This is a genomic window from Acidisarcina sp. (genome assembly GCA_035539175.1).
Taxonomy (GTDB): Bacteria; Acidobacteriota; Terriglobia; order Terriglobales; family Acidobacteriaceae; genus JANXZS01.
In genome coordinates, this window is sequence record DATLIY010000006.1 from 182,484 (window position 1) to 196,903 (window position 14,420).

General features: G+C 56.6%; 9 protein-coding genes. 3 read left to right on the forward strand and 6 right to left on the reverse strand.

The window, feature by feature from the left end; translation table 11 throughout:
- Positions 1–116 precede the first annotated feature (116 nt).
- Genes VM554_02495 through VM554_02505 form a run of 3 tightly spaced genes read right to left on the reverse strand, consistent with a single transcriptional unit; the run spans position 117 to position 5,983 of the window.
- Positions 117–1,544 (reverse strand): efflux transporter outer membrane subunit, encoded by a 1,428-nt coding sequence (locus VM554_02495; GenBank protein HVJ07227.1) that lies wholly within the window; start codon positions 1,542–1,544, stop codon positions 117–119.
- Complete coding sequence (locus VM554_02500) at positions 1,541–4,774, reverse strand: multidrug efflux RND transporter permease subunit (protein HVJ07228.1); 3,234 nt, start codon at positions 4,772–4,774, stop codon at positions 1,541–1,543. Before VM554_02500 ends, VM554_02495 begins: the two co-directional genes overlap by 4 nt.
- Before the next feature lie 3 nt (positions 4,775–4,777).
- Positions 4,778–5,983, reverse strand: a complete 1,206-nt coding sequence (locus tag VM554_02505) for an efflux RND transporter periplasmic adaptor subunit (GenBank protein HVJ07229.1) — start codon at positions 5,981–5,983, stop codon at positions 4,778–4,780.
- Between the two features lie 210 nt (positions 5,984–6,193).
- Between VM554_02505 and VM554_02510 the strand changes: the two genes are divergently transcribed.
- Together VM554_02510 and VM554_02515 are read left to right on the forward strand one after the other, a co-directional pair.
- Positions 6,194–6,865: a TetR family transcriptional regulator gene (locus tag VM554_02510; protein ID HVJ07230.1), complete on the forward strand. Its 672-nt coding sequence runs from the start codon at positions 6,194–6,196 to the stop codon at positions 6,863–6,865.
- Between the two features lie 130 nt (positions 6,866–6,995).
- Entirely contained in the window at positions 6,996–7,565 is a 570-nt protein-coding gene (locus VM554_02515) for a DinB family protein (GenBank protein HVJ07231.1), read from the forward strand.
- Positions 7,566–7,592: 27 nt separating this feature from the next.
- Here VM554_02515 and VM554_02520 read toward each other — a convergent pair whose 3' ends face one another.
- Positions 7,593–9,638: a heavy metal translocating P-type ATPase gene (locus VM554_02520; GenBank protein ID HVJ07232.1), complete on the reverse strand. Its 2,046-nt coding sequence runs from the start codon at positions 9,636–9,638 to the stop codon at positions 7,593–7,595.
- Between the two features lie 384 nt (positions 9,639–10,022).
- Positions 10,023–10,913: an SDR family oxidoreductase gene (locus VM554_02525; protein ID HVJ07233.1), complete on the reverse strand. Its 891-nt coding sequence runs from the start codon at positions 10,911–10,913 to the stop codon at positions 10,023–10,025.
- A 203-nt stretch (positions 10,914–11,116) separates the two neighbouring features.
- Between VM554_02525 and VM554_02530 the strand changes: the two genes are divergently transcribed.
- The gene (locus VM554_02530) at positions 11,117–12,067 is read left to right on the forward strand and encodes an AraC family transcriptional regulator (protein HVJ07234.1); all 951 of its coding nucleotides are present in this window, start codon (positions 11,117–11,119) and stop codon (positions 12,065–12,067) included.
- Positions 12,068–12,266: 199 nt separating this feature from the next.
- Here VM554_02530 and VM554_02535 read toward each other — a convergent pair whose 3' ends face one another.
- Positions 12,267–14,411, reverse strand: coding sequence for a GDSL-type esterase/lipase family protein (locus tag VM554_02535; protein HVJ07235.1), 2,145 nt, complete (start codon positions 14,409–14,411; stop codon positions 12,267–12,269).
- Positions 14,412–14,420 lie beyond the last annotated feature (9 nt).

Genomic DNA, 14,420 nt, shown 5'->3' on the forward strand with positions numbered 1-14,420 from the left:
GGCGTTCGTCCACCAGGCAAAGAAGTAGACGATCTACCCATACTAATGGGTTGCGAGAAGACGATCGGAACGACCTGAATCTTGTCGCAACCCAGGATCTATTTCTGGGTGGTGGCTCAGTTCCAGCCACCGCCCAGAGCGCTGTAGAGTTGGACGAGGGCCAAAGCCTCTCCCTGCTGTGCGTTCACCAGATTGAGTTGCGCGGAGAAGAGGTTGGAGTCGGTCGTAAGCACTTCAAGGTAGCTTGTCGATCCGCCCTGGTAGCGAATCCTTGCGAGACGGACTGCGTCCTGGGCAGCTTCCACAAGCTGCTGTTGCTGTTCGCGGGATGCGCGTTGCTTGTTGAGCGCAATCAACGAATTCGAGACATCGCGAAAGGCTCCGGCTATGGTCTTCTGGTAGTTCACGACCATCTCTTTCTTTGTTGCTTCGGAGAGTTTGAGCTGTCCGCGAAGCTTGCCGCCTTCGAAGAGGGGTTGCGCGATCGATCCGATGCCATAGATAAGCTTGCCGGATGGGTCGAACAGATTCGAGAACTCGTCACCGCCGAAGCCAGCCGATCCGCTGATGGAGAGCTGAGGGAAGAACTGGGCCCTGGCAACGCCGATTCTCGCATTTGCAGAGATGAGCGTCTGTTCGGCCTCCTGAATATCAGGCCGCCGTTCCAATAGCTGCGAAGGCAGGCCCACGGGCAGATTCTGTGGCGGTGGCGTGAAGGTGTAGTCCATGTTGCGCTTCACTGGCCCGGGGTTGCCACCTAACAAAAGATTGATGGCGTTTTCCTGCTGCTGAATCTGCTGCTCCAGTTGCGGAATCTCGGACGATGCAGTGTAAAGAAGCTGTTCCGCCTGCCGCACATCGGAGAGGGGTGCCGACCCTCCGCTTTCGAGGGTCTTGGTCAGCTTGACCGAATCCTGCCGGACGGCCAGCGTTTGCCGCGTGATCTGCAGTTCCTGGTCGAGAGCACGAAGCTGGAGATAGGCAGTTGCCACATTTTGCACCAGTGTCATGCGTACTGCTCGCTGCGCCCAGACCTGGCCGAGCAACTGGGCTCGTGCTGCTTCGTTCTGCCTGCGATACAAACCCCAGAAGTCGGGTGTCCATGAGCCGGAAAGACTGAAGCTTCCACTGGCGATGGGGCTGGAGATCTGCTTGCTTAGGGACGAAGGCAGGTCGGCTCCAATTCCGCTGCCTCCGGCCGAGATCTGCGGAAACGACTGGGAGCGAGTGATCTGAACCTGTGCTTCCTGTTCGAGCACACGATCTGCAGCCATGCGTACATCGTAGTTATTCTCCAGCGCCGTGCGAATCAGTGCCTGGAGTTCCGGGTCTTTGAAGACTTCGGACCAGCGCTCGTCACCGAGCGCGTTCTGCGCCTCGCTCTTGACCGCGGCATCGTCGGGCTCGCGAAAGGAGGGGGGCGTCGGGTAATTTGGCCTTGAGTACTTTGGCCCGACGGTGCAGCCGACAAGCGATGCGACCAGGGCCAAGGTGGACAGGGCCAGCGTGTTGCTGCGTTTGAGTCTCTTCAGTGAATTTCTCATGCCTGGTCTCCTTCGGTCAGCGATTGCGCGGTTGCTGGAGCCGCGCTCTGGTTCGAAGGTTGATCTTCGTCCTTTTCAGCGTGCTTCGCGGGATGCTTTGAGTCCATCGTTGTTGACTTGCCATCGCCGACGAAACGATGCGAGATGTATTCGACAACAGCGAAGGTTACAGGGATCATCAGGATGCCGATCAGCGTGGAGAGAGTCATTCCACCGATCACCACCGTGCCGAGGATGCGTCGTGAAACAGCGCCGGAACCAGTGGCTGTCCAGAGTGGCAGACAACCAAAAACAAATGCCAGGGCCGTCATGATGATGGGGCGGAACCTCAGCCGGGCAGCGTTCAAGGCAGCTTCCGCGATGCTTTGACCGCTCTCGTAATTGGCCTTGGCGAACTCGACGATCAGGATCGCATTCTTCGCGGATAACCCAATCAGCATGATCAGACCAATCGTCGCGAAGACGTCGTTTTCATAGGCGCGCATATGAAGCGCAAGATATGCGCCGAGGATTGCGACTGGCGTGCTGAGCAACACGCTGAATGGCAGCGTCCAGCTCTCGTACTGAGCGGCGAGGATCAGGAAGACGAAGAGGATGGAGAGTCCGAAGACTGCCCACGTTGGGACTCCCTTAGCCGCTTTTGCTTCCTGGAACGACATGCCCTGATAGTCGAAGCCCATGGTAGCCGGCATCGTCTGGTGAAAGACCTCTTCGAGCGCCGCCCTTACCTGGCCAGAGCTGTATCCCGGCGCGGCGGTAACGTTGATCTGGCTCGAGGCGTATTCATTGAAGCGCATGATGAACTCAGGACCGGCGATCTGCTTTACGTTCACCAGCGATGCCAGCGGCACCTGGCTTCCGTTGGCGCTTCGTACATAGAACTGGTTGATGTTCTCGATCTGAGTGCGGGAGCTTCCTTCCGCCTCAACATACGTCTGCCATTGCCGGCCAAAGCGATTGAAGTAGTTCACGAGATACCCTCCCATGAACGTCCCCATCGTGGCATAGATATCGTTGAGGCTGACCTGTTGCTGCATCGCCTTTTCTCTATCCACACTCGCATAAATCTGTGGGACTGCGGGCAGATAGGTGGGGATTGCGACCGCGATCTCCGGCCGCTTGGAGAGCGCCGCCAGGTAGGCGCCGAGGTTTTTGGTCAGCTCCGAATTGCTTTCGTTGCCGGAACGGTCCTGCAGGATGAACGTCACACCGCCTGAAGTTCCGACACCGGGAATCGCTGGTGGCGGAAATGCGAAGGCGATACCCTCACTCAGCCGTCCAAGCTGCTGTTGGATATTTGCCTGAATTGCATCCACTTGTTCCTGCTTGCTTTTGCGGACGTCCCATGGCTTCAGCGGTACAAAGAAGAAGGCTGTATTCGTGCTTTGGGTCTGCGATAGCAGGTTGAATCCGTTGACAGCGACCACGCCCTTTACGCCAGGCGTCTTCAACAATGCATCGGCGATATGCTGCGACGCTGCATCGGTGCGCTGCAGAGAGGAGGCATCTGGAAGCTGCAGGGCCATGAAGATATATCCCTGATCTTCCTGGGGAATAAAGCCTGTTGGCAGCTTCGCACCGGCAAACACGGCAATCACCGCGATCCCGGCCAGGAGAAGCATAGTCACTCCGGATTTGTGCACCAGCACGCTAGAGGTCGAGACGTAGCGGTCCGTGGTGCGTCCGAGGATCTTATCGAACCACTGGAAAAAGCGCCCCTTGTGTTCTTCCTCTTTAGGCTTCAACAACAGCGCAGCGAGAGCCGGGCTGAGCGTCAGCGCATTGAAGGCGGAAATGATGACGGAGATGGCGATGGTAATTGCAAACTGCTGGTACAAGCGTCCGGTAATGCCCGGAATTGCTGCGGTGGGAATAAAGACGGCCGCAAGAATCAGAGCGATGGCTATGACTGGTCCGGAGACCTGCTCCATTGCCTTGATTGTTGCCTCGCGCGGCGTCAAACCTTGGTCGATCAGGTGCTCGACGGCCTCCACTACGATGATCGCGTCATCGACAACAAGACCAATGGCAAGTACCAGGCCGAAGAGAGAGAGTGTGTTGATCGAGAATCCCAGCAGCGGAAAGACGATGAACGTGCCGATCAGCGAGACGGGCACCGCTACTAGGGGAATCAGCGTTGCGCGCCACCCCTGCAGGAATATGAAGACCACCAGGACGACAAGGCCCAGAGAGAGAAACAGAGTGACGACAATTTCATGAATACCGGCCGTCACTGCAGTCGTGGTATCGAGCGGAACACTGTAGTTGATTCCCGAAGGAAACTGGAGCGCTAGCTCCTTCATTCGCTGGTTCACGGCCTTGGCTGTGTCGACGGCATTCGAGCCCGGCAACTGATAGACGGCCATCATGCCAACGGGCCCATTGTTATATCGAGCCGATACGTTGTAAACCTGCGTGCCAAGCTCGACGCGCGCTACATCCCTGAGGTGCAGGATGGAGCCATCGGGATTGGCGCGGAGGACGATGTTGCCAAACTCTTCCGGCGTGGTGAGGCGGCCCTGCGTACGCACCGTATAGGTGAACTTCTGCCCCTGCGGAACCGGCTCGCCGCCGATCTGCCCGGCTGGGTTAACGGTGTTTTGCGTCTGCAGCGCATTGATGATCTCTGGTACGGTTACGCTGAGATTTGCCAGCTTTTCTGGCTGCACCCACACGCGCATTGCATATTGACCGCCGAAGACCTGCACACGGGAGACACCCTTTACACGGGCAATCTCATCCTGCAGATTGATAATCGCGTAATTTGTCAGGAAGTCCGCACCATATTTGCCACTCGGCGAAGAGAGCCCGATGAGCATGAGTGGAGATGCGAGCGACTTCAGCACCGTTACGCCGGCGGTTGTTACCTCTGCCGGAAGTTGCCCTTGCGCCTGCGACACGCGCAGTTGCGAGAGGATCTGATCGGTGTCCGCGTTCGTCTTGACATCGAAATCTACATAAATGGCCGCCTGCCCGTTGTTGGCATTGACCGAATACATATAGGCCATGTTGTCGACGCCGTTCATCTGCTGCTCGATTGGCGTCGAAACTGACTGCACCAACGTCTTGGCGTCGGCTCCCGCATACATCGCCTGCACCATGATTTCCGGCGGGACGATGTTGGGGTATTGCGAAATCGGCAGCGTGAGCATGGAAACCGTGCCGAGGATGACGGTCAGGATCGCGATAACGATGGCAACGATAGGCCGTCGGATAAAAAATTTCGACATCGATTATTTCCCCGCAGACTGGTTAGGATTCGCTGTGGTAGCCGCCGGATGCGGATTTACCGGTACACCTTCGCGGAGCTTTTGCAGATTGTCGAGAATCACAGTGGTTCCGCTTGCCAGCCCGCTGTTCACAATCCAGTCATTGCCGAATTGCTGCCCCAGCTGCACGTCAACCACGTGCACCTTGTGATCGGCGCTTACCGTGTATACCTGCTCCTGCCCCTGCAGCTCCTGTACAGCGATCTGCGGCACCAGCACAACATCGCGACGGACTTCCGTCTCGGCCTTGACGCGCCCGAACTGTCCGGGGCGCAGAATATTGCCGGGATTTGGGAACACGCCGGCGATGCGGATAGCACCTGTCTGCGAGTTCATCTGTCGGTCGACAAATGCGATGGTGCCCTTGCGGGGATACGTTTCGCCATCCGCCAAGGTCAACGTGAGGGGAATCTTCGCGGTGTTGCTGAGCAGGCTTCCATGGCCCTTGCGAGATTGTTCTGTCAATGCGAGATATTCGCTGTCGCTGATCGAGAAGTAGACCCGGATAGGGTTCAGCTGGGAAACGGAAGTCAGTACCGATTGCGGACTCACGAGATTGCCGACCTGGGTTGTCGCCTGTCCAGCAACGCCGTCGACCAGCGACCGAACCTGCGTAAATCCGAGATTAAGCTTCGCGTAAGCCACTGCGGCCTCGGCCGCCTTCACGGAAGCCTCCGCTTGAATCATCTGCTGTGTCTCGGTGTCCAGCTGGCTTCTTGCGATTGCGTGTGCTTCGGCCAGTGGCGTATCGCGCTTCACGTTTATCTGCGCCAAGCCTAACTGTGCCTTCGCCTGACCAAGCTGTCCCTGTGCCTGATCGAGCGCAGCCTGAAAAGGACGCGGATCGATCTCGAACAAAACCTGGCCTTTGGAGACGGTCGAACCTTCGCGATAATTCTGACGGATCAGGTAGCCACTTACTTGCGGCTGAATCTGTGCGTTCACATTCCCATCCAGCGTGCCCACCCATTCGCCGGTCAGGGGAACGTCGGATTGCTGCACGGTTATCACGCTCACTGGCATGGGACCATTCGTTGCCGTTGCGGGGGCCTTTCGCGCGCAGCCGGAAATTGCCATGGCTGAAATGACGGTTACTACCAACAGTGCACTCGCGCGTTTTGCGCCATTCAGGGCTGTCCCTGCCGGCTGGCTAATGTCCAGTTCTCTCATTGAATCTCTCCGCTTTTCCGTTCTCTATGCTGAACTGTTCCGGGTATACTATGAATATACATTCATGTATGTTCTTGTGCTTGAGATGCGGTGGCGAGAATGACTGATTCAAAAGATAAGGAAGGCGGTATCTCGCGAGACGTATTGATTGCGCCCTCCCTCCCAACTCGTGATGTGTCAAGAACTTCCAAAAACGTGAGGAAGCGGCGATTGGCGGCGACGCGAGCCAAAGCGGATGCTCACAAGCAGCAGCGCGCCTGGATCACGCGTCAGCATCTAATCCGGGCAGCCCGTGCCATCTTCGCACGGGACGGCTACCAGCATGCGCGCCTCGAAGATATTGCCGCCAAGGCCGGTAAGACGCGCGGTGCTTTTTATGCGAACTTTAAAGATAAGGAGGATCTTTTCTTCACCATCTTTGAAGAAGAACTGGATCGCAATATAACGAGCCTTCGCCGCCTGCTGCAAAAGCTCCCTACCTTGGAGGAACGAGTGGAGGCCGTGATTACCTACCTGGGAGAGTTGAACAGCGATCGCCAGAGAAGGCTGCTTGAACTGGAGTTTAAGATGTACGCGATCCGGCATCCGCAGAAACGGAAGCGGCTTGCAACGCTATATGCCGCCATGCAGCGCCACTGCTCGATTCCTGAAATTGAAGCGTGTGTTCCGGAATTGAATCATCAGAACGCGTGTCATAAGTTGGCCGTTGCTGCCATCATGGATGGGTTCGCCATCAATAATTTCTTCGACCCTGGCTCTATCGATGAATCACAGCTTCCGCGTTATCTAAGGGCCTGCCTCCGAGAATCTTTCAGGGACACGGCATTGCCGGAAGCGCCTGATGCAATGTCGGACTTCGTTCACTGTTCTCCTGGCGAATAGCATGGATCACTAGTACGAATCAATAGTGAGGATCGATAGTGTGGATCAATAGTGTGGATCAATGCCTCGCTGCCCTCTGAGCTAGTTATTTAGCCGTTCTTTGCTGATGTGTCTTTCGCAAGGAGTCGTCATGCACTATGACTGGACCGCTATCCCTGACACCGCAATTCCGCGCACAAGCAACCCCATCTTCCAGCACCTTCTCGATACCTATGTCAGCGAATCGAACAAAGTTGCGTCCGTGTGGAAAGAGTTGACAGACGCTGACCTCAACTTCAGACCTCACGCTCGCTCGAGCAGTGTCGGTGAGATCCTCCGCCATCAGCTTCTCTCCGAGCGGCGTTTCTTCGGTGAGTTTCTCCGTACGCCCGAGCCCGCTCCTGACAAGGTTCTACCCCCGACCCTTACCGTCGAAACCGCTCGTCAGTGTTTCATCGATCTCGTTCTCAGCCGGCTTGACTTCCTTGCCCGGCAGCAGGAGCCATGGTGGATGGAAGCTGTTCCATTCTTTGATGTCGAACGCCAGCGCATCTGGATATTCTGGCGCCGCGTGCTGCATACTGCCCACCATCGCACGCAGCTCACCGTCATGTTGCGCTTGCTCGGCCGCGCTGTTCCGTCTACTTATGGCCCTACTGCGGATGTCACATGGTCAGGTGCAGACCCTACGAACTCTGTCGCTGCTTCTGGGCGCCGTTAGCAAAGGCGTTCCTTTTCGAAAGCAGCCTCAGAGAACTGCTCGCTGCAGTTTCAGACGCCGGAGCAACTGCGCGTTTGCAGCGACGATAATGGTAGACAGGCTCATCGCAATCGCGCCCACGCTCATAGGGAGATCCAGTCCCCATCTAACAAAAAGACCGCCGGCAACCGGGATGGCGACGAGATTGTAGGCGGTTGCCCAAATCAGATTTTGGACCATCTTGCGATAGGTTGCACGCGACAGTTCGATAGCACTCACAACATCGCGGGGATCGCTGCGAACGAGCACGATTCCGGCCGACTCAATTGCGACATCGGTGCCTGCGCCGATCGCGATTCCAACATCGGCAGTTGCCAACGCTGGTGCGTCATTTACGCCGTCACCCACCATTGCCACCTGCTTCCCGCCCGCCTGAAAGCGCTTTACCGCGGATGCTTTGTCAGCGGGAAGGACCTCAGCGGCAACTTCATCGATACCAATGCGCCGAGCGACCGAATCGGCCACTGCCTTCGAGTCCCCAGTGATCATGGCTACACGTATGCCGAGCCGATGAAGCTCTGTGACCGCCTCAAGCGATTCGGGCCGGATCTCATCTTCCACCGAGAATGCGCCAAGCAGTTGGCCATCGACGACGACATAGAGAGCGGTCTTGCCCTCAGACGCCCAGGCGCTCGCTGACCTCTCAATTTCCGCCGGCGTCGTGACACTGCTATTCGTCAGCAGATGCGGTCCTCCAATCCGGACCATCCTGCCGTTGACGCTTGCCTGCGCTCCTCGGCCGGGAAGTGCCTCGAAATCGGAAGCCGGTAATGTGGCCAGGCTTCGATGCTTGGCTTCGGTCATAATTGCTTTCGCAAGCGGGTGTTCGGAGTTGACTTCAACGGCAGCGGCGAGAGTCAGCAGTTCGTTCTCATGGGTGCCTGGTGCGGTCGCAATCGCAGACAAAGCAGGTGACCCGCGAGTCAGTGTTCCTGTCTTATCAAAGATCACCATGTCCAACCCACGTGCGCGTTCGAGTGCAAGCCTGTCTTTTACGAGAAGACCATTCTGTGCCCCGATCGAGGTCGAGATCGCGATCACCAGCGGAATCGCCAGACCCAATGCATGCGGACAGGCGATGATGAGCACAGTGGCTGTTCGGATCAGAGCATGCTCCCGGTCTCCTGAAAGCCACCAATAAGCGAACGTGAGTGCGCCCGATGCTACCGCCACGTAGAAGAGGATCGCGGCTGCACGGTCCGCGAGAGCTTGTGCGCGAGATCCGGAAGCCTGTGCCGCGGCAACGAGCCGCATGATGCCGGAGAGGGCTGTCTGCTCCCCGATTGCAGTGATGCGGACTCGAAGGCTGCCGCCACTGGCAACTGTTCCGGCAATTACCTTGCTGCCTGAATCTTTCAGGATGGGTCGGGATTCACCGGTAATCATGGATTCGTCTACATCGGCCGAGCCTTCGACGACGACGCCATCCGCTGGAACGCGCGCTCCGGGCCGGACCAGAACAATATCATCCAGGCGCAATTCGGACAGGGGAACAGTCTGCGTTTCCGTTCCGGCGACTCGTTCGGCGGTATTAGGGAGTAGAGCTGCAAGTGCATTGAGCGCGCCACGAGCCTGAGAGATGGCCTTCATCTCCAGCCAATGCCCGAGAACCATGATCGTGATCAGAGATGCCAGTTCCCACCAGACTTCGATGGTGAAAATGCCGAATGTTGCGGCGAGAGAGGTTCCAAACGCAACGATAATCGCCAGGCTGATGAGCGTCATCATGCCGGGCTTGCGTTCGACAAGCTCGTTTCCGGCACCGCGGAGGAAGACCATCCCGCCATAAATAAAAACAATTGTTCCGAGAACAGGGGGAATAAACTTCGAGCCCGGAAAGGAAGGTGCTCTGTAACCAAACCAGCGCTGAATATCGTCCGACCAGAAGATCACAGGAATAGTGAGAGCGAAACTCAGCCAGAACTTGTCGCGAAACATGGCGACGGAATGTCCGGCGTGGCGATTGTGGTTTCCATGAGCCATCATGCCGCTGGCATGGGCAGCAGTCGAATGTTCTTCCATTCTGTTGGTCATTTCTTCCATCCTGAACTTCAATCCTGCCCGACTTCTGCGCCAGTTGTTGCGAATAAAACAGTCCCTGCTACGTTTGTCCGGATGCGCAGAGGAAATCTGTAACTGTCCGCAAAGAACTTCTGATTGTGTAGAGAGTTGGCTCACCCCTGCGATGTAGTTCGTCCACCTTGAAATATCGGCTAGTGCTTGAGAAACAAAGAAATCAGCACTATCTGCTCGCCGCGGGTTCTACACAACAAGCTCGGATCGTCTTCGTACGTAGGACGGTTATTCACCCGATACCATGGCTGTGCAGAGACTAAGCCAGCTCAACGCTTATTTAGGATTATTCACCCAAAGCGCACCGGCAGTCTGAAAGCGGCCACCGGCGTGCCTTTGGCAGACTCAGGCTTGCGCGTAGTCCATGCTGTCAAGGTCGGTGATCAAACCCGGCCCCGTTGGTTTCCAGTTCAGCTTCTTTTGCGTGATCGCGCTGGAGGAAGGCATATCATGCGCGGCGAAGTGGGCAAGCCAGCCGAAGTGTGCCTCCGTCTCCTCGGGCCTAATGCTGACTACCGGCACCTTCAGCCCGCGGCCCAGCGCCTCGGCGATGGCCTTCATCGACACGCCCTCCTCGCCGACTGCGTGGTAGATTGCACCTGGCTCCGCTTTCTCAAACACTAGACGGTAGAGCCGCGCCACGTCGGAAACGTGCGCTGCCGGCCAGCGATTGCCGCCGTCGCCGATGTAAGCTGATACGCGTTTGTCGCGGGCCACCGCTGTAACGTAATGTACGAGCCCCTGCTTGCGTGTGTCATGGATCTGCGCCAGCCGCACCACGGAGGTGTTCACGCCGCGAGCGGTCAACTCCTTCACCACCGCTTCCGAAGCCGCGCGCGGGTTCCACGCAGCGGTCGGGCTGTCCTCCGTCGACGGCTTGCCGTCCACATTGGCAGCGATCGCCGTACCCGAGGTGACAACGAACGGCCGACTCGAGCCCATCAGCACCTCGCCCATTGCCTCGATTGCCTTGCGGTCGTCATCGCAGTTCTTCTGAAACTGCGCGAAGTCATGGTTAAAGGCCAGGTGAATGACCCCGTCCGATTTGGCCGCTCCTTCGCGCAGGCTGTCGAGGTCCTCGATATTGCCATGAAGCACCTCCGCCCCTGCCGCTCGCAGCTTCTCCGCGCCTGCCTCCGATCGTGTCAGCCCCAGCACAATATGCCCTGCCTGAATTAGCTCCGGAACAAGCGCCGAACCAATGAATCCAGGTGCCCCAGTCACAAAGATACGCACGATGATGTCTCCTTAAAAATCCAGAATACGCAGCCGATCAGCCATGGCCGATCAGGACCGTCGATTACTAGATGACCTTTAATAGCGGACGATCTATACTCTGAGTCCGTATGATTGGTCCGATCGTCCCGCCTCCTCAAAACTCGGAGACTCAACGATCCGAGATTCAGCCCATACAAACAGGTGTGAGATCGAGCCAGCATATGGACCCGCTCTCGGAGGTGCTTGCCTTATTGAAACCGCAGAGCTTAATCTCCGGCGGCTTCATGGTGCCGGGCGATATGGCTATCTATTTCCCGAAGCACCAGGGCATCAAATGCTATGCCGTGCTCGCCGGTCAATGCTGGCTGGTCGTCGAAGGCGTGCCTGAACCGGTGCTGCTCCAGCCCGGAGACTGCTTCATCCTGCCTCGTGGATTTCCGTTCCGGCTCGCTTCCGATCTCTCACTCGAACCGGTTCTCTATACCGATGCCATCGCTCGGCTCAGCATGAGGAGCGAAGCCCCGGAGGTCACTGCAGGCGCGGGACACATCGCCGGAGGCTTCTTCAGATTCACCGGCCGCCATGCCGAGATGCTACTTCACTCGCTGCCGCCCGTCGTCCACATCCGTAGTGAGGCGGACAAGGCCGCCATACGCTGGTCGCTCGAGCGCATGCGTGAGGAGCTCCGCAACCCACAACCCGGCGGTTCGTTGATTGCACAACAGCTTGCATACATGATGCTCATTCAGGCGCTGCGCTTGCACTTGGCAGACACCGTCAACGCCAAACGCGGCTGGCTTGCGGCGCTATCTGACAAGCATATGAGCGTCGCCATCGCGAGCATGCACAACGACCCAGGGTATCCCTGGACGCTGCAATCGCTCGCCGAACGCGTCGGCATGTCGCGCTCGGTCTTTGCCCTGCGTTTCCGCGAGAGCGTCGGAACCACACCCATGGAGTACCTCACCCGCTGGCGCATGCTTCTGGCTGCAGACCGCATGAAGGACTCCTCGGACGGCCTCTCCGCCATCGCGCAGTCGCTCGGCTACGAATCCGAGAGCGCCTTCGGCAAAGCCTTCCGCCGCGTCATGGGGTGTTCTCCAAGGCAGTACACCCGCAACTACCACGCATTGCGCCATCCGCTAAAGCCCGGCGCTGAAGATCACGAATAGGATTGGTTGATTGCGCCTGTCATCGAAAACACCTCCGGGAGGCGAATCCGGACCGGATCCAACTGCGTGAAAGGGAAGGGAAGGCCCTCGCTAATTTTTCCCGAACGCTGCAGGGAGAGGATTCTGATCTTACGCAGCAAAGTTCTCAAGGACTCCCGATTCGTTCGAATTTCTGATCCTGAGATTGAGAGACGGCAGGTTACGGAACGTCCAGAATGAATGTCGAGGCGGGCAGACCATATCCATTTATTAGATTTGCGTTAGGAAAGGGCTGCCACGCATAAGCGACCGCATCCGCATCTCTCACGTCGGCACGCTCCAACAAAACATGGTTTCCTTCAATCCGAGCCTGTGCCGTATGCCAGTTACCTTTGGCGTCTTGCAGCTCAAATCCGCGCAGTCCTAGGCCGTCTGAAGTCCGCAATTTTCCGCCGGTATTCTTGAACTCTATCTTCAGGCCTGTTACTTCCTTGCTTACTTTGAATCCTAACGGGCTTTCCCCGTGAACGCCGGGCAGATGATAGACCTTCTCGAGTGCGAGATTAGCCAGGCGGTCACCCACCGCTTTTTTGTGAACATAGTGCACCTGGTCAGGCTCTCCCAGATCGCTGCTGACCACCATTGCGCTATTGAGAGTGACATCAGCTAACCGTCTCTGCGCATCCCTGAACACAGGCCATGATGGGCGATTCAATTCCGAGAGCTGCACATAGAAAAATGGAAGGTCTCTTTTCCATTGCTTTCTCCAGCTTTTGACCAACACTGGGAATAGATGCTCGTAGAGCTCAACGTTATGGGTATTGCTTTCTCCCTGGTACCAAATGACACCTCTGATCGGCAGTTGCAAGAGGGGGGCGATGCCGGCTTCGAAGTTATATGCCGGCTCGTAGGGATGTCTCTGCAGCGGGTTGTGCGCATTGGCTAAATTTTTAGCGGCGCGTTCGCGGCACCAAGGCATGATGAGGTCAGAGTCTCTCCAGTCGATGAACATATCGACGAGCCGCGGATTGTCTTCCAGTGTTTTCCGGTCGATCCATGACTCTGCATTTGAGCCACCGACGCTTACCTGAATGATGCCGATGGGAATATTCAATTTCTGATGAAGCCGCTGCGCGAAGAAATATCCCACGGCAGAGAAGTCGTTTACGTTGGCAGAGTTCAACGTCTCCCATTGGCCTGAGAAGAAGTGCAGCTGATTGGTTTTGTCCAGAACCTCCTGACTCCACCAGATCGGGTCGGTTGACGCGGCGTTCTTATAGTGCAACAGACGGATCGTCGGCTGGTTGATCATCGCTTGCGCAAGAGACGCCTCAGCGGATCTGGATACGGGGAAGTCCATGTTCGATTGGCCGGAGCAGAGCCAAAGCTCTCCAAAATAAATATCCTGCAGCTGGACCGACTTCGTTGCAGTGCTGAAACGCAACGTGTACGGGCCTCCAGGCCGTTGTGCGGGCAGAGCAACGGTCCAACGCCCGTTCATGTCAGCTCTGGTATGGAACGTTAGCTGGTCGAATTGGAGAGTGACGACTTCATTGCGATCAGCTTCTCCAGTAAGGTGCAGGATTTCTCCGTGCGGCAGCACCATGTGATCGCCATAGCCTTCGGTTAGCTTCAGTCCGCCATGGTTGCCGGTAATTGCCTGGTAGACGGTAAGGGCCAGGATCGATGCGCCTTCGGTGTTGGGATGAATCGCATCAGGAAAGAGATCGGGACGCGCAAAGAGTGGAGTATGCAGATCAATTAATTCCGTATGATTTGCCTTCGCGATTACCGGGATGATGTCACGGATCTCCTCCGCCCAATCACGAGTGCTGGATTTGAATCGCGGATGCGATTCAAAGATGGGCGTGAGGATAGAGATGTAAATCCGGACGTCTGGATTGGCTTTGTGAAACTGTTCAATCAACCAGCTATAGTCTGCCCTGAACTCATCGCGATGGTCGGGCCAGTCCCGTGGATCGGTGTCGTTGAGACCAAGATCGATGACCACGACATCGGGATCAAATTTGATTGCCGATTTGAAGGCCTCAGTGGAGGAGTACGGATGATGTCCGTTCCTGAGTAAGGTAGCGCCGCTGACCCCGAAGTTTTTCACGTCATAGCCTGCACCAAGAAGCTTCTCGAGTTGCGCGGGATAGCTGTTGGTTTCGCGGTCGTCGACGTGGAGGCCATAGGTAACCGAGTCGCCGATGCAAGCGATCTTGATCGAGGCAGCATTGGATTCTGGAACGGCAAATAACGAAAGTAAAATTCCACAAAAAAGTGACAATAGCCTGGTGTTCAGGAATCGCCTCCGAAATAAAGCTTTTGCTAATTGCAAATAATAATTAATGACATCTATCAAACAAAACAA

Bases quoted from the DNA above. Each gene is read 5' to 3' on its own strand.
- VM554_02495 (HVJ07227.1), bottom strand. From the start codon at position 1,544: ATGAGAAATTCACTGAAGAGACTCAAACGCAGCAACACGCTGGCCCTG.
- VM554_02500 (HVJ07228.1), bottom strand. From the start codon at position 4,774: ATGTCGAAATTTTTTATCCGACGGCCTATCGTTGCCATCGTTATCGCG.
- VM554_02505 (HVJ07229.1), bottom strand. From the start codon at position 5,983: ATGAGAGAACTGGACATTAGCCAGCCGGCAGGGACAGCCCTGAATGGC.
- VM554_02515 (HVJ07231.1), top strand. From the start codon at position 6,996: ATGCACTATGACTGGACCGCTATCCCTGACACCGCAATTCCGCGCACA.
- VM554_02520 (HVJ07232.1), bottom strand. From the start codon at position 9,638: ATGACCAACAGAATGGAAGAACATTCGACTGCTGCCCATGCCAGCGGC.
- VM554_02530 (HVJ07234.1), top strand. From the start codon at position 11,117: ATGGACCCGCTCTCGGAGGTGCTTGCCTTATTGAAACCGCAGAGCTTA.